Here is an 18,756-nt window from a genome sequence, read left to right on the forward strand (position 1 = left end):
CAGGGTCAGAGTAGATGGATATTGATTTCTAGTCAATGACTTGAAGTCGGGATTCTGTGGTTTGATGGTCAGTATTCTGGGCTGGCATCTAGACGGGGAGCCGCACGGGCGTGGAAGGGTGATTGTGAGCACCAAGACGGAACCATCTGCCCGAAAGGCGCAGGCCGAAGAGACTCGGCGCCGGATTCTCGACGTGGCGCTGGAGGCGTTTTCTGCGACGCACTACGAGGCCGTCGCCGTCAGTGACATCGCTGCTTCGGCGGGGGTTGCTCATGGGCTGCTGTTCCACTACTTCAAAAACAAGCGCGGCCTCTATCTCGCGGCCATGGAGGAGGCGGCCCGGGAGTTCGACGCGGCGCACCAGGACGATCCGGAGCTGCCGCCCGGTGTCCAGATGCGGCAGAGATTTTGTAGCCAGTTCGCGTACTTGGCGCGCCATCGGGGGCTGGCGACCCGACTGGTGCTCGGCGGGCGAGGTGCCGACCCGGAGGCGTGGTCGTTCTTCGAACAGCAGCGCTGGCACCAGATTGACCGGGGGTGTGTGGCGCTGGGTTTGGATCCCGAAAAGCCCGCGCTGCGCATGATGCTTCGGGCCTCGACCGCTGCCGTGGATTCGGTCGCCGCGTTCTGGCATCAGAACGGCGAGTTGTTCGATGTGGATGCGCTGGCCGAGGTGCTGTTCGAGCAGACTGTCGCCGCGCTGCGTGGCGCGGCCCAGCTCGATCCCACTCTGCAGCCCGCGGTAGACCGGGCGATTCGGCAGCTGCGCGAATCGGCGTAGGCGCCTTTCGGGCCGGCTCGGCAGCTTCGGGTCAGCCTGGTTCTCATTTCGTTGCCGGGGTTGGCCCTTGTCCGGTCGACGGGTTCCGGCTGCTCTCAACAGGTCGTGGGATCCCCTCCGCCATTAATCGACTCAAAGTCATTGACAATGAGTCAACGATAGGCGACCATGGGTCTTGCATCGCCGGTTGACGGCTCGCCGGAGATGCGGCCGGCGTAGTTGCGTATCCCGAGGGGCGCGCTCGCTCCTACTTGGGAGGCAAGATGAGTGTGTGTGTCGACGGTGTTCCCGGACGTCGCGTCAATGCCGAAGCCGCCGTTGATCTTTGCCGCTTATCAGGTGTCGCTCCCGTTTCCGTCATCCCCGAACGGGCCGCTGACGATGGGGCGATCATGCGGATGCCCGTGCCCAAGCATCCCGCTGCGCCTTGCGACTTTCCTCTGCTCACAATCGAGCATGAGAGTCGTTGCTGTTCAAGTGGGTTCGAGGAAACTCGTGTATCCGAGGCCGCGAAATCGTCGCTGTCGATGCGGTTCGAGAACCGCCCGTTGACCGGGTACTGGGACCGGCCCGACCGTGCCGAGAATGTTGCCCTGATCGTCGGTGAGGTCCGCGATGACTTTCTTGTTCGGGTGCAGCACCGTTTAGCCCCCGCCCCCAGCCCCCGCCAAAAGCCGGGCCAACCGTCGTCGTGGCCGCTACTTCTTGCGGCCTCGCACTAGATCGTTTCCACGTTTCTATCGAGAAAGGTAATTGTCCATGTCAATTGACCAGGACATCAAACCGGTTCAATCGCTGACCGGATTCCGGGAGGACTTGGCAGCTGAGTTGGCTTCCCGAGCCAAGGCGGTGCGTCCACTGTTGGAGAGCAAGGCCGATGAGCACGAGGCGAACAGCGAGCTGAGCCGAGAAGTCATCGACAAGCTGACCGAGATCGGTGTCTTTGCGATGGCAGGGCCCGCCCGGGTCGGCGGATTGGCGCAGTCCAGCCACTCAATGGCCGTCGTTGCCGCGGAACTTGCCAAGGGATGTCCGTCGACGGCCTGGGTCTACACCATCTACAACTCGTGCCTGTGGTTTGCATCCAAACTGCCGGCCAACATCCAGGAGAAGATGTTCGCCGCCGGAGTTCCGCTGATCTGCTCGCCGCAGAACGGCATCGGGCACTTGGTCCCCGAAGGGGACTCATATCGTCTCACTGGTCGCTGGAGCTATGCGACCGGATCTCACAATGCTGCCTGGACCATGGTTCCCGCGCTCTCACCAGAGCAACTCCCGGTTTTGGTCGTCATGCCGATGTCGGATGTGCGACTCGACTACACCTGGCACGTCGCCGGCATGAAGGGAACTGGATCGGACACCGTCGTCGCCACGGATGTCGTTGTTCCAGCCGACATGATTGCCGCATTCTCTGACATTGCCGTGGCGCCGCCGGCCACGGTCGACGAGGACGTCAGAGTGGCCAGTGACTACTGGGTCAACTATCCGATTCTGCGGGCCAAGGCCCTCGGTGTGCTCGTCGGATGTGCCGAGGGATTGCTCGAGGTGGTTGCCGCCAAGAGTGGCAGTCCCATCATCTACAGCATCTACGCGCACAAGAGCGATTCGTCGGCCTACCACGCCGCCATCGGAGAATCCGCGGTCCAGATCAAGGCCGCCAGGAGAATTGTCGAGGATTCGTGCCGGCGGATTGACGCCGCGGCTTGCGAGGGGCGTGTCTTCTCGATCGAAGAACGAACGGAAGCCCGCGGTGAAGGTGCCCTGGTGATCCGCCTTCTTCACGAGGCCATCGAGCGGCTGATGGATCTCGGTGGATCCTCGGGCTTCACGACTACGGCCCCGGCCCAGCGCTACTGGCGAGACTTCGCCATCGGCTCGCGGCACGTATTGTTCAACTCCCAGATCAGCTACGAGCAGACCGGTCGTCACCTACTCGGCATCGAGCCCGGCATCGTTGATCCGGACATGCTCTGACGTCGAGGTCGTTGGTGCCATGCCGCCTGTGACAAGTTCCGCGGGTGGCATGGCCGACCTGACTGCCGTGCACAATGTCTCCAGGAGGGCGTAAAGCCCGGACGGGCTGTACCGCCGCCGGTACTGAATCTGTACTGGTCACCGCGGCTGGACGAGTGTGTACTTGAGGGGGTCCGACGGGAGGTGCCGTGATGGCGGGTTACGGTCAATTCTGTCCCATGGCCAAGGCCATGGAAGTCCTCGACGAACGCTGGACCATGCTGGTGGTCCGGGAATTACTCGCCGGCAGTTGCCATTTCAACGATCTGCGCCGCGGTGTGCCCAAGATGTCACCGGCATTGTTGTCCAAGCGGCTCAAATCCCTGGCCCGGGCGGGGGTCATCGAACGAACCGAGGTCGACGGCCGCGCCTGCTACCGGCTGACCCTCAGCGGCCAGGAACTGCGTGGCGTCGTCGAGGCTCTCAACGCCTGGGGTGCCCGGTGGGTGGGAACACTCGGGGAGGAGGACCTCGACCCGCACCTGTTGATGTGGGATATCCGTCGCACCGTGGCGGTCGACGCCTGGCCGCGGTCGCGGACGGTCCTGGAGTTCCGCCTCGACGGCGTCGCCCCGCGGGTGTCGTGCTGGTGGCTGATGGTCAGTGACGGGCAGGTCGACCTCTGCGACTTCGACCCCGGCCACGAGGTCACTGCCGTCGTGGAGGCCACCCTGCTCACTCTCACCCGCATCTGGCGCGGGGATACCTCCTGGGAGAAGGCCGTGCGCGAAGGCAGTGTGCGGATCTCGGGTTCGGCCGCCGTTCGGAAAGTCGTGCCGGCGTGGATCGGGCAGGGCGCAGCGGCCGTCGTCCCGCGGCCGCCGTGAGTGGTCCTCGCCCGGAACGGGCTTGGCTTCTCAGCGGCGCCAGCGCCCGAGCATCTCGTTGGACCGTTCGGTGAGTGCGCGTTGCCACAACGGGCCGAAGCTGATCCGGCCCGCTCCCGCCGCGGCCAACTCGGCCAGGTCACCGGTGGCCGGGTGGGCGATCGCGTTGACGGGCAGCGGGAGTTCCTCGGTCAGCCGGCGCAGCGTCGCGTCATCGTAGAAACCGACCGGGTACAGCGAGTCCGCTCCCGCGTCCGCGCAGAGGCGCAAACGCGCGATGGCCCGGTCGACACGGTCGGACTCGTCGCCGATCTTCTTGAGGATGACATCGGTGCGAGCGTTGATCACCACGTGCACGCCCGCCGCGTCGGCGGCCGCGCGCAGTGCACCGATCAGGTCGGCGTGTTCCTGCGGGTCACGGAGACGGCCACCCTCGGAATGGACGGTGTCCTCGATGTTGAGGCCCACCGCCCCGGCGTCGAGCAGACCGTTGATCAGCCGCTCGGCGGTCTGCCCGTAGCCGGACTCGATGTCCACCGACACCGGCACGCACGCTGCGGCGGTGATCTGCCCGACGCGCGTCATCGCCTCGTCGAACGTCATGCCTTCGCCGTCGGCGCGGCCGATCGAGTCGGCCATCGGGTGTGAGCCGACGGTGAGCGCCGAGAACCCGGCGGCGACCGCGGTGTTCGCGGACCAGGCGTCCCAGGTGGTCGGTAAGACGACGGGATCGCCCTTGCGGTGGAGTGATTTCAGCGTGGTGGCCAGATCGGCGAGTGAAGTCATGTCCCCATTGTGGTCCTCGACTGCGGTAAATGTGGCTCGTCGGTGTGCAGATCGCGGGCAGAGGAACGGCCAGGGGTTAGTGGTGGAATGGCTCCACCGGATACCCTGCCTCACTCCATGCGGTGAACCCGCCGGCGATGTGGGTGACGTCCTCGACGCCCATCCGGGCCAGCGATGCCGCAGCCAGGGCAGAGCGCCAGGCGCCGCCGCAGTAGAGCACCAAGCGCCGGCCGTCGTCGAGGGCGGGACGGTAGTACGGACTGGCCGGGTCCACCCAGAACTCCAACATCCCGCGAGACGCGCGGTAGGCGCCCGGAATGATCCCGGTGCGTTCCCACTCGCCGGGTTCGCGGATGTCGACAAAGCGGACGGACTCGTCGTCGAGCAGCGCCCGTGCCTCCTCAAGGGGCACCGGCGGTGCGAGCTCGTTCGCCTCGGCCACGAGCTCGGCCGCGGGGAGAGGCAGCGGTGATCCGGGAACGCGGGCCATGACAGTCCTCTCGTCGATCAAAGTTGTTGGCCACACCGGCTATAACGACCAGAAATCAGCGGGAAGCTGCGCACGACCGGTCATCGCAAGCAGCAGTGTCGGGCCTCGCCCGGTGCAGATCGCCAGCGACGCCGCGAGGTCGATGCACCGGCGCAGCGCGGCATCCGGCGGTGAGGACGGCAGGCCCGCGGCCGTCGTGATGTCGAGGCCGTGCACCACCAGCTCGAAGGTGCGCGTCGGCAGGTAGTTGCTGAGGCGGATCCCGCCGACGATCGTGGTGACGACGCGGTCATGCTCGCCCGCCAACAGCGCAGGAACCCGCTCGGCGATGGCTCGGAACGACGCCTTGGGATCGCTACCGAGCGCGGCGCCGGCGTCGACTCCGCGCTGGAGGACGGCCGCGGGGTCCGCGCCGGCCAGCCGGGCGGCGACCTCGTAGTAACCCTCGGCGCTGGTCACGTTTTCCGACTCGGCGGGGACCGGGAGGTACTGCTCGACGGTCAGCAGCGCGCGGCTGCTGTGGCCGACCAGGGCGCGCATATCCCAACCGCCCAAACCCGGCCCATCCCAGGCCGACTCGGGAAGCGCGTCCACCTGGTGGGCTGCCCACCGGGCGGCAGCCGTGAACACCGTGACCTCATCGAGCAGCGCGCCCATGAAGCGCAGGGTACTCCGGCAACTTTGCGCCCCGTGCCAATCACACCCGAGGTGGTCCGCCGCCTGGGAATCTGAACGGCTGCCAGCGCAGCGCAATCACGCCCGGCCATTTGTTTGACGTACTACGGGATGCTGTGTAGCGTCACGCTCTTCGCTTTCCGGCGGAGTCCCCGATTGGTTCCGAATGCTGCCCGTCCGCCGCTGGCTATCCCGTCAGTTCTACCTCTGGTCAACTCGCATCCACGAAGACTGGCACGAGGTTGAACTCCGTGCTGCAGACGGTGAGCGGATTCGATTCTGCTGCTACGGCGACTTCACCGGCTCGTGGTCAGACCGATGGGAGTTCAGCTGCTCCTGTGAGGAATGAAGCGATGTCGGTGGTGATGCGTACCCTGGCGTTTGAGTCGATCACGCTTGCCGATGTCGATACCAGCGCAGATCGTGCGCAGACCGAGAGGAACCTTGTGCCCCAACCACTTCCCGCCGGACTGATCGACCTGCTGCGCAAACCCAGCCCGTGCTTCGTCGCCACCCTGATGCCCGACGGCTCCCCGCAGCTCACCGAAACCTGGGTGCACACCGACGGCGAGCACGTCGTCCTCAACATCGTCCAGGGCATGCAGAAGGCCCGCAACCTCGCCCGCGATCCGCGCATCGCGCTCAACATCGTCGACGCCGACGACCTCACCCGCTACTACGCCGTGCGCGGCCGGGTGATCTCCATGACCACCGAGGGCGGCCGGGAGAGCATCGACGAGATCGCGCAGAAGTACACCGGCGCCCCGTACGCCAACTACGGCGGCGCGACGCTGAACCGCGTCGTCGTCACCGTCGAGGCCGACAGGATCACCCCGCCGTTCGGAAGCTGATCACCCGCTCGCCTCGGTACCCCACGTCGCTCGCGCGCCCGCGTCGCCGATCCGGTAGACCTGCACCATCGTCGCCAGCCCCACCACCACCGTCGCGACCGCCACGATGATGCGCAACGTCCGCCCAGCGGCAAACCCCCGGCCCTCGAACACGTGCACATAGGCAATGAACGCGGCGACGAGCAGCAGGCCGACAGCGGCGTAGATCATGGTGTCGCCCCGCGCGGCGTGCTCCTGCAGCAAGGCGCTGGGCTTGGGCTGCCGGTTGTAGAGCCATTCGCCGGCTTCGGTGGTCAGCGGGGTCAGCGCGCAGGTGATCGCCGCCAGCACCAGGGTTGGCCACACCAGCCGCTGACGTGCCGCCGGCCATAGGACGCACAGGATCGCGAAGATTGCGGTCAACGGCGCCAACACCACGACGAAATGCACCAGCAGCACATGGGCGGGAACCCCGTTAATCACGTCCATCGTTGCCTCCTGGGCGGGTAGTCGACCGGCCCAAATTACTCCGTTGCCGGCTGGTGCCGCGCGGGAACGGATGCGGCGAGAAGCGCATCCCTGCGCCCGTCCAGATCGAACGGATCACCCCGCCGTTCGCGGGCTGATCACGTCGCCCGGACACGCGCGATATCAGGCAGAAGCACACTCGAATAAGTCCGCCGAATTTCCCCGCAGTGGGTCTGTTTCCATTCGGCGAGGGCGGCCGTCGTGGGATACTTTTCCGCGATCTCGATAGTGAAATAAACCGACCTGCGGGTAGGAGTGCAGAAAAAATGCTGACCCGAATTATGGGAATCTTCTCGCTGGCTGCGGGGGCGTTGATCGCACTGCCCGCCCCGGCGGCGGCCGCGCCGGGCAATGTGTGCGCACCGTACGGCGCGGTTCCCGACGTCATCGCCGGAACGAGCACGGATAGCCTGGGCAACTGGGTGGTTCGCTATGAACGTATCGTCGGTGGCAACCCGGACATCAACGACGCGATCAACGACGTCATCGACGCAGAGGCCCGCGGTCAGGTTGCCACCTACGAACCCAGTGCGTCCAAGACCCTTCCCTGGACGCTGAATATCGATGGGCACATCCAGAAACGGCCGGTGACGGTTTCGGCGCTATTCACCGGCGAATACAACGACCCGCAACCGAATATGCCGTTTCACGCCGTCGCAACCCGTGTTTTCGATTGCCGAAGCGGAATTCTGATCGACTGGGACAATTTATTCACCAATAAACTTTCCGGCCTCACGAGGCTTTCCGAGGAGACGCAGCGGATCATCCCCACCGTCTACGCGCCGCCGACGCATCCCGGGGTCTGGCAATTCGGCAGCGAGGTCGCCCCGGTCGACGCCAACTTCCGCTTTTGGATTCCGACCGATCGGGGCATCGAGCTGCACTTCCCGGACTGGCAGTTCGGTCGCGGTGTCGCGGTGATCACCGTCGGCTGGGCCGCAGTCAAAGACCTGATCGTGCCGGAATTCCAGGCGATTACCGGGTAGCCGGCCCGTGCGGTCGGGCGACCCGCGGGGTGTAGCACCCGTGGAAGCTCAACGGCAGATGGTGGCGCAACTGCCCGGTATAGACCGGCCCGGCCTCGATGTCCCTGGCGTCGAACACGGTTACCTTGGCGATGTTGTTGACCGCGTCGAGCACCGGCGCGATCAGCCAGCCGTCGTCCTCCTCGGTGGCGTCCGGCCGGGCGGCAAAGACCGCCTCGTGCGGGAGTTCCCCCTCGGCGAAGCGGAACTCGGTCTCCTTGCCCGTCACGTTGTCGATCTTCGCCAGCGCATTGGGATACAGGCTGCCATCGCCGGCCGCCGACATGTAGAAGTAGCGGTTCGGCTTGGCCATCTTCGACACGTTGATGGTCGGGAACTCCCCGTGCGTACCGGAGTATTCGTCGATGGTCACCGTGCCGCCCTCGGTAATGCGCAGCCGGGTGGGCAGCCCACCGAAGGGCATGGTCGAGGTCTCCATCAGGGTATCGATACCGGCCAGCTGGCTGTTGAGCTGCTCCCAGGTGGCGTGGTAGTTCATCACCTCCACCACCACGTCGCCGTTCTCGTCGTCGTAGGCATTGGAGAAGTGCAGGTGCAGCATCGGATCGGTGTGCAAGATGCGGGGTTTGCCGCCATCACGCGGCACCAGCGCGATCATGGTGCCCATCGACGCGTCGTACTCGATGGCGTCGATATAGTTGAGCAACCCGAACGCTGCGCCGAAGAACTTCTTGTACGGGAACACCAGCGGCGGGATCACGAACACCATGTACCGCTTGGTCAGGCCCACATCGTGGTTGAACATCGGTCCGGGCAGGCGCACCTGGCCTAGTCGGTGCAATTTACCGGCCCGGTCTGTCCGGTAGCAGATCAGCTTCGGCACCGGCGCCATCGCCATCCCGAAGTTGAACATCTCGCCGGTTTCCCAGTCCCACTTCGGATGTGCGGAGAACGCACCCAGCCACTTGAGTTCACCGTCGTAGTCGTACTCGCCCTTGGTGCGCAGTGTGTCCGGATCCAGCTCGGTGGGCCGGCCACCTTCCCACAGGGCCAGCAGTTTCCCGGCGTTCATGATCACCGCGGTGTTGGCAACGTTGGCAGGGAATCGCAGCGCATTCTTCAGCAATCCGCCCGCGCGCATGGTGCCCAGAGCTCGGAACGGAGCCCCATCGGAGACGATCGACCGCTGGTAGTGCTTGGTCTGCACAAACCTGTTGCGGAAGTGCACCTTTCCGTCGGAGAACGAGTACATGGTCAGCATGCCGTCGCCGTCGAAGATGTGGCCCAGGCGTGCTCCGCCGGCCTCCATTTTGCCGGGGCCGTTTCGGTACACCGTCCCGCGCAGCACCGCCGGCAGCTCGCCGGCGGACTCGTCGATTGTGTAGTCGTACTCCTCGTACAGTGGGGTGTAGGTCTGAATGGGATTGTTGCCGACGCTCGTCATGACGAGACTCCTTCTCCGGTGGGGGTCAGTGGGCGCGGTGGACGCGTAGGGTGCAGCCAAGGCCGGGGAGATGCGGGTCGAATTCCAGCGGCATGGGTCCACCGGCGTGGAACACCTTCTCGCAGGCCGCCTTGCAGCCCATCAGGCAGGAGTTCTCCTGCGCCGTGTGGGTGCCGACGACGGTGTGCATGGCGCATTCCGGGATCTCGTAGACGAGGGTACCGTCGGATTCCTCGCCGGTACGCCGTATCGGGCCCACCAGGAACGTCGATATCCCGACGCCCATATCCATCACCGGCGCGTACCACGACGCCGGGATGAACTTCACCGAGTTGAACATCGGGATCATGAACCGCAACCAGTGCCGGAGCCGGTTGGCGACGGCGTCGGACACCAGCTCGTTCACCGCCTCGAATGGCAGATCGTGCAGCAGTTCGGTGCTCACCCACTCCAATTCGGCGACGAACTGACCGTACTGACGTTCCCACGAGCGCCGCGGGCTCTCGAACAGCCCGCGGCGGCGACGACGAGCACGCAGCGCATTCCACTGCGTGTCGACGGCTGCGCGGTCGTCGGTGACCAGCCGAAGCATGGGCAGGAACACGGTTTCGGGAAGATCTGCGACGCGCTTGAGCATCGAGTGGATCAGCAGCTCGTTGCGCAGCATGGCCACCGGGCCGATCGTTGCCTCCGCCGGCGCCGGCCTCGTGGGCGCGGCACCGGTTCTCGCGGCACCGATCGGCAGGTCGATAACCGGCGGTGTCGCAGACGACCGGGCGGCAGTGGTGTGTGACGTGCTCATCGGAGGGTTCCTTTCGGTGCAGATCAGGGAAGTTCGACCTTGGCGGCCTTCCATCGGCCGTCGACGTTGCGCATGGTCATGACCATGCGGCTGTGGTCCACCTGCGGATCGCGGACCTCGGTGTTGGCGACCGTCTGGTCGACGAACAGCAGCACCACCGCTTCGTCGGGACCGGCGGACTTCACCGCGGAGTTGACGACGACACCGTGACCGGTTGCCTTGTGGTCGATGAGCAGCTTGCGCAGTTGGTCGCTGGACTTGGCATACATGTCGTGGAATTCGCCGGTGGAGCCGTCGAGCACGGCGGCGAAGTTGGCGTCCAGGGTGTCGGGGTCCACCGAGGTCAGGGTCACGGCGTAGGCGTCCGCAGCGGCCAGCGCCGCACCGGCGGCGGCGGCGGCCTTGTGGTCGCGGGCATAGTGCCAGCCGAAGAACCCGGTGAGTGCGCCCAGTACGGCGACGACCGCCAGCGTCACCAGCCGCACCGGCCACGTCCAGCGGGTGACACCGCGCGCCGATATGCCCGCGTCGGGATCGTCGACGTCCACCCAGTCGCCCGCATCGGTGTCGGCGGCGTCGTACACGTCGCTGTCGTCGAGCTCGCCGGCGTCGATGTCGTCGGGTTCTTCGACGTCGCTACGGTCGATCATGTAGGTGCCGGTCATTGTGTCCTCATCTCTCACCACTGTCCGCCCTGGCGCTGCGGCTGGGACTCCGGCGGCAGAATCGGCCCGCCGTAGGGCGTTTTGATGGTGTGATCGGTGATCGGTGTCGGATCTGAGCGACGCAGCGGATCCAGGCCTTCCGGGGGTGTGGCGGTGTCGTCTCCGGGTGGCCGGGGCGCGTTGCGGGCACCGCGGACCAGCAGGTTCGGATCCTGGTTCTGGCAGTAGGTGTACAGGTAGGGCTCGGGATAGTTCGGGATGAACGGCACGTCGCGCTGGTGCGGGTAGTCGCACAGCGGCCGAGGATAGATGTCGGCGATCGCCCAGATCGCGCCGTCGTGCATCAGCGAGCGGATACCGTCGAGCAGCGGCTGGCGGTCGTCGTTGAACATGCGGTCCAGTGCCGGAACCCGTACCCGGGACAGTTGGGAGACGGTCGCCAGATCGCCGAGCAACTGCACCATGGTGTCGGAGTTGTTGTCGATCACCTGATCCACCGACTTGAGCAGATCGGGCGTCTTGGCGAGCAACGTCCGGACGCCTTCGTCCTTGTTGCCCAGGGCGCTCAGCGTCCCGGCGAGGTTGTGCGACATGACCTGCATGCCGTGCTGGGAGTCGTCGAAGATCTTGAACACCGGCCGGCTGCTGCGCAGCAGGGTCATGGTCTGCGGCAGGACGCCGTCGAGGGTGTTGAGCAGCACCTGCGTGCCGTTGAACAGGTCCCGGAGTTTCTCCGGCCCCTGCTCGCCGACCCCGAGTTCGTCGATCACCGAACGGATCTGCTCAGGGTCGGCCTGGGCCAGCACACCGTCGACATTGGTCAGCAGGCGCCACAGCGGTACCGGGACCTCGGTGTGGCTGCGATCGATGACCGTACCGTCGGCCAGGTACGGGCCGTCGGTGTGCTGCGGGGCGAAGTCCAGATACTGCTCGCCGGCAGGGGAGAGGCCCGACACCCGGACAGCGGTGTCGGCCAACGGGATACGGGTCTTGCTGTCGATCATGGCGGTGACCATGACCCCGTTTGCGGTGACGTCGACCGCGGTGACCCGGCCGACCGGGATCCCTCGTACGGTGACGTCTTGGCCGGGTAGCAGCCCGCCGGACTCGGCGAGGTCCACCCGGACGGTGATCTGCCGATCGAACGGGTTGATCCGCAACGCGCCGAAGGCCAGGTAGGTGACGCCGACCACCACGAGGAGGACTTGCCCGACGACCGACAGGATCAGCTTGTGCCTGGTGACGAACTGCACCGCCCGGATGGCGACGGCGGCCACCGGATCGAACGCGTTGCGGATGCTCACTTCGGCGGCCCCCAGATTCTGCCGCGCTCGGGTCCCCACACCCGGTCGCCGAGCTGGGTCAGCACGAACCGGACCGAGCCGACCATGTTGTCCCAGTTGGCCCATTTGGGTCCGGTGAATCCGGGATCGGCGTAGTGGTTCATGTCGGGGATGTGCCCGATCGCGACCTGCTGCAGGTCGACGTCGGCGGCCGCGGCGTTGCTGCCGAACAGTTTCAGTGCGGCTGGCAGGAACCGCAGGAAGTTAGCCATGGTCACCCGGGGGTCGGTGGAGGTCTCGTTGAACGCGTTGGACAGGGTGTTCAGGTCGCGGATCCAGCTGCGGGTGTCGGTGCCGGCGATCGCCGGGAACTTCTGCAGTTGGGTGGTCACCGCACCGAGCTGGTTGACCAGACCCACGATCGCCGACGTGTTGTCCGCCAGGGTCAGCAGTGCGGGCGTTGCGGAGTCCAGGACGTCGTTGATGGTGTCCCGACGGGCGTTGAGTTCGTCGGCGAGCCGGGCGGTCTGGTCGAGCATGGTGCGGATCTCGTCGGAGCGGTTGGCCATCATGGACACCAGGGCGCGGGACTCGTGGATCAGGCTGGTGAGTCCTTTGCCCTGGGTGCCGAGTGCCCCGCCGACACCGTTGAGCACCCGGGTCAGGTTCCGGATGACGCCGCCGTTGACGATGAGGGAGGTGGTGGCCAGCACCTGCTCGATGGTCGCCGCGGCGGTGGTGGATTGCTGCGGGATCCGGTCGCCGGCGCCGAGCGTGCGTGCGTCGCCGGCCGGTGTCGCCGGCGGTTTCAGGGACACGAACACGTCGCCGAGCGGGGTCGCCGAACGTAGTTCGGCGGTGGTGCCCTTGGGCAGCCGGATACCGTCGAGGATCCGCATCTGCACGACGGCGGTGTAGTCCTTGGCGCTCATCCCGACGACTTCGCCGACGTCGGCGCCGCCGACGCGGACCTTCGCCCGGTCGGGGAGATTGAGGGCGTTGGTGAACTCCGCCTCGAGCACATAGGTCGGCCCGCTGAGCCCGGGGGCGGGCAGCGGCAGCTCCTCCACCCCGGCCGAGCAGCCCACCGCGAGCGTGGCCACTACGGCTCCGACACCGATGTGAACCGCCCGGTTCGGTCGCGAATTCATCGGTCCCCCAACTTCGTCAGCCCGTCGAGCACGCTGGTGATCCCGAAATCGGGCCCCAGATCCCGGATCGATCCGGTGCGGCACCCCAGTTGACGCAGACCGAGGATGTTGCAGACCTCCTTGGTCATCGAGCTGTCGAAGAACACATTGTCGAAATGGGCGCCGACGCGCAGCATTCCGTTCTCCATATCGATGGCCCCGGCGGCGTTGTCGATCGCCAGTGGCGCCACGTCGAACACCTCGGCCAGCTCACGGCGGTAGTCGACGAGGGCGCGGCTGAGCCGGGCGCTGCTGGAGATGCTGTTGCGCAGGTTGTCGCCGTTGGTGCCCAGAATGTCGTTGAGCCGGCCCAGCAGGTTGTTGAGCCGCCGTCCGGTAGCGCCCTGGCCGATGTTCTCGGATGCCAGCAGATCGGTGAGTTGCCGGATGTAGGAGCCGAATTCACGGATCTGGGTCTCGTTGCGGGCCGCACCGTCGGTCAGCGTGGACAGGTTGGTGATGATGGCGTCGAGGTTCTGCTTGGTCGCGGCGCCGCCGTCGGCTCCGGTGCGCAGCGCCTCCGACAGCCCGGCGAGCGCCCGCTTGATGTCGGGCCCGCTGGTGGAGGTGATGTCGTGGGTCGCGGTCATCAGATCGGCCAGCGGTCCCTGGCCGGTGCCGTCGCCGCCCATTGCGCTGCCGAGCTTGTCCACCATCTTGAGCACCCGGTCGAACTCGATGGGTGTTCTGGTCTTCTCCGGCCCCAGCACGGCGCCCTGATCCAGTACCGGGCCGCCGGAATAGGCGGGGGTGAGTTCGATGTGCCGGTCGGTGAGGATGGAGGTTCCGACGGTGACCGCGGAGACCGTGGCCGGGATGTCGTTGCCCGGATCGACCTCGATTCCGACCGCGACGTGGTTGCCGCGGTTCTCGATCGAGGTCACCCGGCCGACCGGCATGCCCAGCACCGAGACGTCGTTGCCGACGTACAGGCCGATGGCGTTGTCGAACTGCGCGGTGAACCGCAGCGGAGCCGCCGCACCCGGACGCAGCACGTAGGCACCCGTGACGGCCATCGCCACCGCGGTCATCACCACCGCCAGGATCGCGGTTCTTCGTGTCAAGTGCGGTCCCGGTCTCATTCGCAGTCCTTGAAGTACTGGTAGCGTTCGGGCCACTTCCACTGCTCGGCACGGCCGCTGATGGCGCACATCCAGGAGTCCACCATCAGTCCACCGGGCAGCATGAAGTCCAGGAACGGCCCCGTTCCGGTCGCGTTGGCGGCATTGCGCATGGCCACCGGCATGATCTGGAACAAATTGCGCAGCAGGTCGTCGTGGTCGCCGAGCATCGCGGTCACCTGCGCCAGATCACTCAGCAGCTGGTCGATGTCGTCACCGTTGCCGTGGACGACGTCCTCGACGGTGGTGATCAAGGTGGTGGCGGCGGCAAGCAGTCGCTCGACGGCGGCGCGGCGTCCGATGATCTCGCCGGTGAGTTCGTGGCCCTGTTCGACCAGGGCGGCCAGATCATCACGCTGGCCGCCCAGGATGGTGGACACGCGGGCGGTGTTGCGGAGCAGATCCGAGATCTGCCCGCGCCGCTCGGCGATGATCGCCGACAGGTTCTCGACGTTGGCCAGCGCGTCGGGCAGCACGGCGGGCACTCCGGTGAGTTGTCCGGACAGGGTCCGCATCGACGTGGCGAAGCGTTGTGCGTCGACGTCTTCGAAGGTCGTCGTCGAATCCGACAGCAGCTTCTGCAGGTCGTAGGGAACCGTGGTGTGGGTCAGCGAGATCCGGTTTCCCGGGAGCGGATCGGCGCCCCGGGGGCGCAACTCGACGTAGCGGGCGCCGAGCACGGTGGTCAGCTTGATGGCGGCCTTGGTGTCGGTGCCCAGACGAAGGTTGCTGTCGAGCTTCATGGTCACCAGGACGCGGTCGACGGCCAGCTTCGTGGCGCTGACGATGCCGACCGGGACACCGGCGACGTTCACCTGGTCACCGGGCCGCAGGCTGGCGACCTGAAGGAACTCTGCGGTGTAGGTGCGCTTGCCCAGGTGCAGGGAGTTCACCGCGGTGCTCGCGACGATCACCGCGGCCAGCGCCGCCAGCGCGACGGCGCCGATCACCGCGGTGTTGCGGTCCTCCAGTGCGCGGGGCCGCCGGTGCCCGGTGGACTCCGCGACGGTCCCGGCGGTGCGGCGCTCGGTGATGCGCCGCCACAACCGTGGTGTTCGTCCCGGGTTTTCGGCTTCCTTGCGAGCGATCATCGGGTCACCTGCACTTCGCGGTGTACTTGCGCTGGCCGCCGGGGGTGGCCGCGTTGACGATGCTGGGGATGATCGGCTTGAGGAAATTGAACAGGGTGAAGTTGAAGTCGCACGGCATGGCGCTCATCGCCGTGGAGTCCCCGGTGATCCGGGACAGGCCCTTGAGCACCGCGGGCAGGTTCGACCCGAGGGTGGTCCAGCCGTCGCGCTGCGCCACCATCGTCGAGAGCATCCCGGGCCGGCGGGTCAGCATGGCGTCCAGTTCGGGTTCGGTCGCGGTCATGATCGCCGCCAGTCGCGCGGTGACGGTGGTGATGGCGCCGGTGGAATCCACCAGCTCGGCACGGTGCGCGTTGAGACCGGCGATCACCGAACGCATTTGGGTCAGCGTGGTCTCCAGTTGGGTGCCGCGCGTCGCCAGGTTTGCGGTCACCGCATTGAGGCTGTCGATCACCCGGCCGAGGACCTGGTCAGGGCCTGCCAGGGACCGTGCCAGGTCCGAGGTCTGCGCCACCAGCATCACCACCGAGTCGGAATCGCCTTGCAGGGCATTGATCAACGCGGTGGACAGGTTGCCGCGGTTGTCCTTGTCGAGCAGGGTGAACATCGGCTCGAACCCGTTGAGCAGATTGGTCACGTCGAACGACGGCTCGGTGTGCGTGACGGGGATCTCGGCGCCGTCGGCCAACCGCTCGGGCCGGCCGAAGTCGGCCATCGTCAGTCCGATGTACCGCTGGCCGATGATGTTCTGGTACACCACCGAGGCCTTGGTGTTGCCGTAGAGCGGCTGATCGCGCTGCACCCGGAAGCGCACCGTGGCCACAGCGTCCCGGTCGGCGCCCGGGTCGTCGAGGGTGACCGCGTCGACCCGGCCGACCCGCACGCCGGCCACCCGCACGTCGGATCCTTCCCGCAGGCCGGTGACATCGGTGAACTTCGCCGTGTAGGTGAACGCCTCGCCGGCCACCTCGCGGCGCAGCGTCACCAGAATCGTCCAGGTGAGCGACAGGCAGACAGTCATGAACAGTGCGAGCCAGGCGAACTTGCGGGCGCGGGCTTTCATGGTGTCCCCGAAGGTTGTTCGGCGGAGGGAGTTTCGGCTGCCGGTGCGGCGGGAGCCGCTTCGGCCCCGCGCTGTCCGGGGATGAAGGTCGGCGGGGTCTGCGGCTCCGGTGGTGTCTGCAGGGGCGTCTGCAGCAGCTGTTCGGCCGGGTTGGCCGGGGTGGGCAGGGTGATTCCGGGCGGGGCGACGTAGGCGCGGGGGTCGGGCAGGTTGTGGGTGTCGACCACCGGGATGCCCTCGGGCGCGGTGTCACAGCTAGGGCCGCGCAGGTCGCCGTACATCGGGCAGTCGGTCCGGTTGTAGATGCGCAGCGGCGTCAGCGAGATGACCAGCTTGAAGGTGAACGTCACCTTCTGATTGGTGCGTGTCCACATCTCGTCGAAGAAACCGTTGACCACGTTGTTGATGCCGACGGCGACGGCGGGGAACTTCCCGGAGCGGTCGGCGAGCACGCCGATCACCGGGGTGAGGTCGGTGGTGATGCCCACCAACTGGTCGATGTGGTTGTCGATAGCGGTGTCCAGGGTGCCGACGGTGTGGTTGGCCCCGGTCAGCAGATTCGTCAGCGCCGCGTTCTGCTCGGCGATGGTCCGCATCGGCTTCACCGCGTTCTGCAGCGAGTCGAGCAGCTCCGGCGCGGTCTGGCCGAGGGCGTCGAGCGCGGAGTTCCAGGTGGTTAGGGTGGGCGGGCCCGAGTCGTCGGTCCGCAGGTCGTTCATCTCGGTGACGATCCGGTTGAGTCCCTGTGCCGCCGAGGTCAATTCGGGTCCCTTGCCCGCGGTGGCGTCGGCGATGGCCCGTAAGATGCCCAGGGTGTGGTCGGTCTCGGGCCGGCCGACGGCGGCCACCAGCTCACGAACCTTGGCCAGGGTGGTCTGGAACAGCTGGGTCGGCAGCGTGGTGTCCTGGCGGATGACGTCTCCGGCCCGGATGGCCGGGCCGACACCGTTGTCCACCAGCTGGACGGTGGACACCGCGAACGCGTTGCCGGGAACGATGCGGGCGGTGACGGTGTTGGCGATGTTGGCCACCTGGTCCGGGCGAAGGTCGATGTCGACGACGTTGTCGCCGCCGCCGAGCGCCGGCGTCACCGACCGCACCGCACCGACCAGGACGCCGTGGTACTTGACGTCGGATTTGGGCGGCAGGCCGTCGCCGACGCTGGGCAGGTGCGCGGTGATCTGGACGCGCTCGTCGAGAGATCCGGTCGACTTCGCGAACATCACCGCACCGGCGATCACCGTCACCACCAGGAACATCACGCAGCTGATGGTCAGCGCGCGCTCGGAGGGGCCGCGGCCGTCCAGCTCGAACGGATTGGGCATCAGCCACCGAGCCTTCCGCCGGAATCGACGCCCCAGAACGCCATGGTCAGCATCATGTTGGTGACGACCATCAGCGTGATGGACAGGCGCATCGCACGCCCCGCGGCGATACCCACGCCCTGGGGGCCGCCGGCGGCGTAGAAGCCGTAGTAGCACTGCACCGTGGACATGATCGCCACGAACACCGCCACTTTGATCACCGCGAAGACCATGTCGCGTCCACTCAGCATGAGCGTGAAGTAGTGCAGGTAGGTGCCCGAGGCCTGGCCGCTGGCCAGGAAGACCACCAGCTGACACACCAGAAAATTCAGCGCCAGGCAGACGACGAACAGCGGAATCACCGCCATCGCCGATGCCAGCACCCGGGTGGTCACCAGATAGGGGATCGGGTGGATCGCCACCGATTCGAGTGCGTCGATCTCCTCGGAGATGCGCATGGATCCCAGCTGCGCGGTGAAGCGGCAACCGGCCTGGATCGCGAATGCCAGTGCCGTCATCATCGGCGCCAGCTCCCGAACACTGGCCAGGGCGGTCAGCAGGCCGGTCGCCGGGCCTAGGCCCAGGAGATTGAGAGCGTTGAAACCCTCGATCGCGACGACCGCGCCCGCGGCCGCGCCGACCACCAGCACCACGCCGGCGGTGCCGCCACCGACCACGATTGACCCGTTGCCCCAGGTGACGTCGGAAGAGAGCCGGAGGAATTCGCGGGGGTAGCGTTTGATGACGACCGGGATCCCGGCCAGGGTGCGGAAGAAGAACGCGACGATGTGACCGTTGCGCAGCATCTGGTACTGCGTGCTGCGCGCGGCCAGGGCCAGCGGACGTACACCGAATGGCAGGTAGGTGGCGGCCATCG

20 protein-coding genes are annotated in these 18,756 nt (G+C 66.4%); 6 read left to right on the forward strand and 14 right to left on the reverse strand.

All coding sequences use genetic code 11. The features are described 5' to 3' along the window. Window positions 1–124: 124 nt before the first annotated feature. The 4 genes from G6N16_RS08525 to G6N16_RS08540 all read left to right on the forward strand — a co-directional run bounded on the left by G6N16_RS08525 (window position 125) and on the right by G6N16_RS08540 (window position 3,621). Complete coding sequence (locus G6N16_RS08525; protein ID WP_163787827.1) at window positions 125–781, forward strand: TetR/AcrR family transcriptional regulator; 657 nt, start codon at window positions 125–127, stop codon at window positions 779–781. A gap of 263 nt (window positions 782–1,044) precedes the next feature. After that, window positions 1,045–1,503 carry a 3,4-dihydroxy-2-butanone-4-phosphate synthase gene (locus tag G6N16_RS08530; protein WP_083032770.1) on the forward strand — a complete coding sequence of 153 codons (459 nt, stop codon included), beginning with the start codon at window positions 1,045–1,047 and terminating at the stop codon, window positions 1,501–1,503. Window positions 1,504–1,540: 37 nt separating this feature from the next. Then, complete coding sequence (locus G6N16_RS08535; protein WP_083032771.1) at window positions 1,541–2,755, forward strand: acyl-CoA dehydrogenase family protein; 1,215 nt, start codon at window positions 1,541–1,543, stop codon at window positions 2,753–2,755. A gap of 191 nt (window positions 2,756–2,946) precedes the next feature. Next, window positions 2,947–3,621, forward strand: a complete 675-nt coding sequence (locus tag G6N16_RS08540; RefSeq protein ID WP_083032773.1) for a winged helix-turn-helix transcriptional regulator — start codon at window positions 2,947–2,949, stop codon at window positions 3,619–3,621. Between the two features lie 30 nt (window positions 3,622–3,651). On the opposite strand, the gene G6N16_RS08545 is transcribed toward G6N16_RS08540, so the two are convergent. From G6N16_RS08545 to G6N16_RS08555, 3 genes are all read right to left on the reverse strand, one after another. Then, window positions 3,652–4,407 (reverse strand): isocitrate lyase/PEP mutase family protein, encoded by a 756-nt coding sequence (locus tag G6N16_RS08545; RefSeq protein WP_083032774.1) that lies wholly within the window; start codon window positions 4,405–4,407, stop codon window positions 3,652–3,654. A gap of 76 nt (window positions 4,408–4,483) precedes the next feature. Then, a complete protein-coding gene (locus tag G6N16_RS08550) occupies window positions 4,484–4,897 on the reverse strand; it encodes a rhodanese-like domain-containing protein (protein WP_083032776.1) in 414 nt (137 codons plus the stop codon). A gap of 39 nt (window positions 4,898–4,936) precedes the next feature. Next, window positions 4,937–5,554 (reverse strand): maleylpyruvate isomerase N-terminal domain-containing protein, encoded by a 618-nt coding sequence (locus G6N16_RS08555; protein WP_083032777.1) that lies wholly within the window; start codon window positions 5,552–5,554, stop codon window positions 4,937–4,939. A 464-nt stretch (window positions 5,555–6,018) separates the two neighbouring features. On the opposite strand from G6N16_RS08555, the gene G6N16_RS08560 reads away from it, so the two are divergent. Beyond that, entirely contained in the window at window positions 6,019–6,423 is a 405-nt protein-coding gene (locus tag G6N16_RS08560; RefSeq protein WP_234805973.1) for a PPOX class F420-dependent oxidoreductase, read from the forward strand. Here the strand turns inward: G6N16_RS08560 and G6N16_RS08565 are convergent, their stop codons facing one another. Beyond that, complete coding sequence (locus G6N16_RS08565) at window positions 6,424–6,891, reverse strand: DUF2231 domain-containing protein (protein ID WP_083032779.1); 468 nt, start codon at window positions 6,889–6,891, stop codon at window positions 6,424–6,426. It abuts the gene before it with no gap. 206 nt (window positions 6,892–7,097) lie between these two features. Here G6N16_RS08565 and G6N16_RS08570 point away from each other — a divergent pair, with 206 nt between their 5' ends. Next, a complete protein-coding gene (locus G6N16_RS08570) occupies window positions 7,098–7,916 on the forward strand; it encodes a DUF3298 domain-containing protein (RefSeq protein WP_234805974.1) in 819 nt (272 codons plus the stop codon). Here G6N16_RS08570 and G6N16_RS08575 read toward each other — a convergent pair. The 10 genes from G6N16_RS08575 to G6N16_RS08620 are packed head-to-tail and all read right to left on the reverse strand — an operon-like array spanning window position 7,906 to window position 18,754. Further along, the gene (locus G6N16_RS08575) at window positions 7,906–9,360 is read right to left on the reverse strand and encodes a carotenoid oxygenase family protein (RefSeq protein WP_083032780.1); all 1,455 of its coding nucleotides are present in this window, start codon (window positions 9,358–9,360) and stop codon (window positions 7,906–7,908) included. The two genes, G6N16_RS08570 and G6N16_RS08575, sit on opposite strands and share 11 nt — an antisense overlap. Window positions 9,361–9,385: 25 nt before the next feature. Further along, window positions 9,386–10,162 carry a hypothetical protein gene (locus G6N16_RS08580; protein WP_083032782.1) on the reverse strand — a complete coding sequence of 259 codons (777 nt, stop codon included), beginning with the start codon at window positions 10,160–10,162 and terminating at the stop codon, window positions 9,386–9,388. Window positions 10,163–10,185: 23 nt separating this feature from the next. Beyond that, complete coding sequence (locus G6N16_RS08585; RefSeq protein ID WP_083032783.1) at window positions 10,186–10,827, reverse strand: Rv1363c family protein; 642 nt, start codon at window positions 10,825–10,827, stop codon at window positions 10,186–10,188. A gap of 14 nt (window positions 10,828–10,841) precedes the next feature. Continuing rightward, complete coding sequence (locus G6N16_RS08590) at window positions 10,842–12,131, reverse strand: MlaD family protein (RefSeq protein WP_234805975.1); 1,290 nt, start codon at window positions 12,129–12,131, stop codon at window positions 10,842–10,844. After that, window positions 12,128–13,213, reverse strand: coding sequence for an MlaD family protein (locus G6N16_RS08595; protein WP_163787828.1), 1,086 nt, complete (start codon window positions 13,211–13,213; stop codon window positions 12,128–12,130). Before G6N16_RS08595 ends, G6N16_RS08590 begins: the two co-directional genes overlap by 4 nt. Before the next feature lie 44 nt (window positions 13,214–13,257). Next, the gene (locus G6N16_RS08600; RefSeq protein WP_234805976.1) at window positions 13,258–14,364 is read right to left on the reverse strand and encodes an MCE family protein; all 1,107 of its coding nucleotides are present in this window, start codon (window positions 14,362–14,364) and stop codon (window positions 13,258–13,260) included. Window positions 14,365–14,378: 14 nt separating this feature from the next. Then, window positions 14,379–15,512, reverse strand: a complete 1,134-nt coding sequence (locus tag G6N16_RS08605) for an MCE family protein (RefSeq protein ID WP_083032789.1) — start codon at window positions 15,510–15,512, stop codon at window positions 14,379–14,381. A 4-nt stretch (window positions 15,513–15,516) separates the two neighbouring features. Then, a complete protein-coding gene (locus G6N16_RS08610; RefSeq protein ID WP_083032791.1) occupies window positions 15,517–16,575 on the reverse strand; it encodes an MlaD family protein in 1,059 nt (352 codons plus the stop codon). Further along, a complete protein-coding gene (locus G6N16_RS08615; protein WP_083032792.1) occupies window positions 16,572–17,900 on the reverse strand; it encodes an MlaD family protein in 1,329 nt (442 codons plus the stop codon). Before G6N16_RS08615 ends, G6N16_RS08610 begins: the two co-directional genes overlap by 4 nt. Beyond that, the gene (locus tag G6N16_RS08620; RefSeq protein ID WP_083032794.1) at window positions 17,900–18,754 is read right to left on the reverse strand and encodes an ABC transporter permease; all 855 of its coding nucleotides are present in this window, start codon (window positions 18,752–18,754) and stop codon (window positions 17,900–17,902) included. Before G6N16_RS08620 ends, G6N16_RS08615 begins: the two co-directional genes overlap by 1 nt. Window positions 18,755–18,756 lie beyond the last annotated feature (2 nt).

The organism is Mycolicibacterium insubricum (genome assembly GCF_010731615.1).
Lineage (GTDB): Bacteria > Actinomycetota > Actinomycetes > Mycobacteriales > Mycobacteriaceae > Mycobacterium > Mycobacterium insubricum.

Coding starts and splice junctions, on each gene's coding strand:
- G6N16_RS08555 (WP_083032777.1), bottom strand. CDS start 5,554: ATGGGCGCGCTGCTCGATGAGGTCACGGTGTTCACGGCTGCCGCCCGG.
- G6N16_RS08550 (WP_083032776.1), bottom strand. CDS start 4,897: ATGGCCCGCGTTCCCGGATCACCGCTGCCTCTCCCCGCGGCCGAGCTC.
- G6N16_RS08540 (WP_083032773.1), top strand. CDS start 2,947: ATGGCGGGTTACGGTCAATTCTGTCCCATGGCCAAGGCCATGGAAGTC.
- G6N16_RS08610 (WP_083032791.1), bottom strand. CDS start 16,575: ATGAAAGCCCGCGCCCGCAAGTTCGCCTGGCTCGCACTGTTCATGACT.
- G6N16_RS08565 (WP_083032779.1), bottom strand. CDS start 6,891: ATGGACGTGATTAACGGGGTTCCCGCCCATGTGCTGCTGGTGCATTTC.
- G6N16_RS08615 (WP_083032792.1), bottom strand. CDS start 17,900: ATGCCCAATCCGTTCGAGCTGGACGGCCGCGGCCCCTCCGAGCGCGCG.
- G6N16_RS08545 (WP_083032774.1), bottom strand. CDS start 4,407: ATGACTTCACTCGCCGATCTGGCCACCACGCTGAAATCACTCCACCGC.
- G6N16_RS08575 (WP_083032780.1), bottom strand. CDS start 9,360: ATGACGAGCGTCGGCAACAATCCCATTCAGACCTACACCCCACTGTAC.
- G6N16_RS08530 (WP_083032770.1), top strand. CDS start 1,045: ATGAGTGTGTGTGTCGACGGTGTTCCCGGACGTCGCGTCAATGCCGAA.
- G6N16_RS08620 (WP_083032794.1), bottom strand. CDS start 18,754: ATGGCCGCCACCTACCTGCCATTCGGTGTACGTCCGCTGGCCCTGGCC.
- G6N16_RS08605 (WP_083032789.1), bottom strand. CDS start 15,512: ATGATCGCTCGCAAGGAAGCCGAAAACCCGGGACGAACACCACGGTTG.
- G6N16_RS08580 (WP_083032782.1), bottom strand. CDS start 10,162: ATGAGCACGTCACACACCACTGCCGCCCGGTCGTCTGCGACACCGCCG.
- G6N16_RS08535 (WP_083032771.1), top strand. CDS start 1,541: ATGTCAATTGACCAGGACATCAAACCGGTTCAATCGCTGACCGGATTC.
- G6N16_RS08585 (WP_083032783.1), bottom strand. CDS start 10,827: ATGACCGGCACCTACATGATCGACCGTAGCGACGTCGAAGAACCCGAC.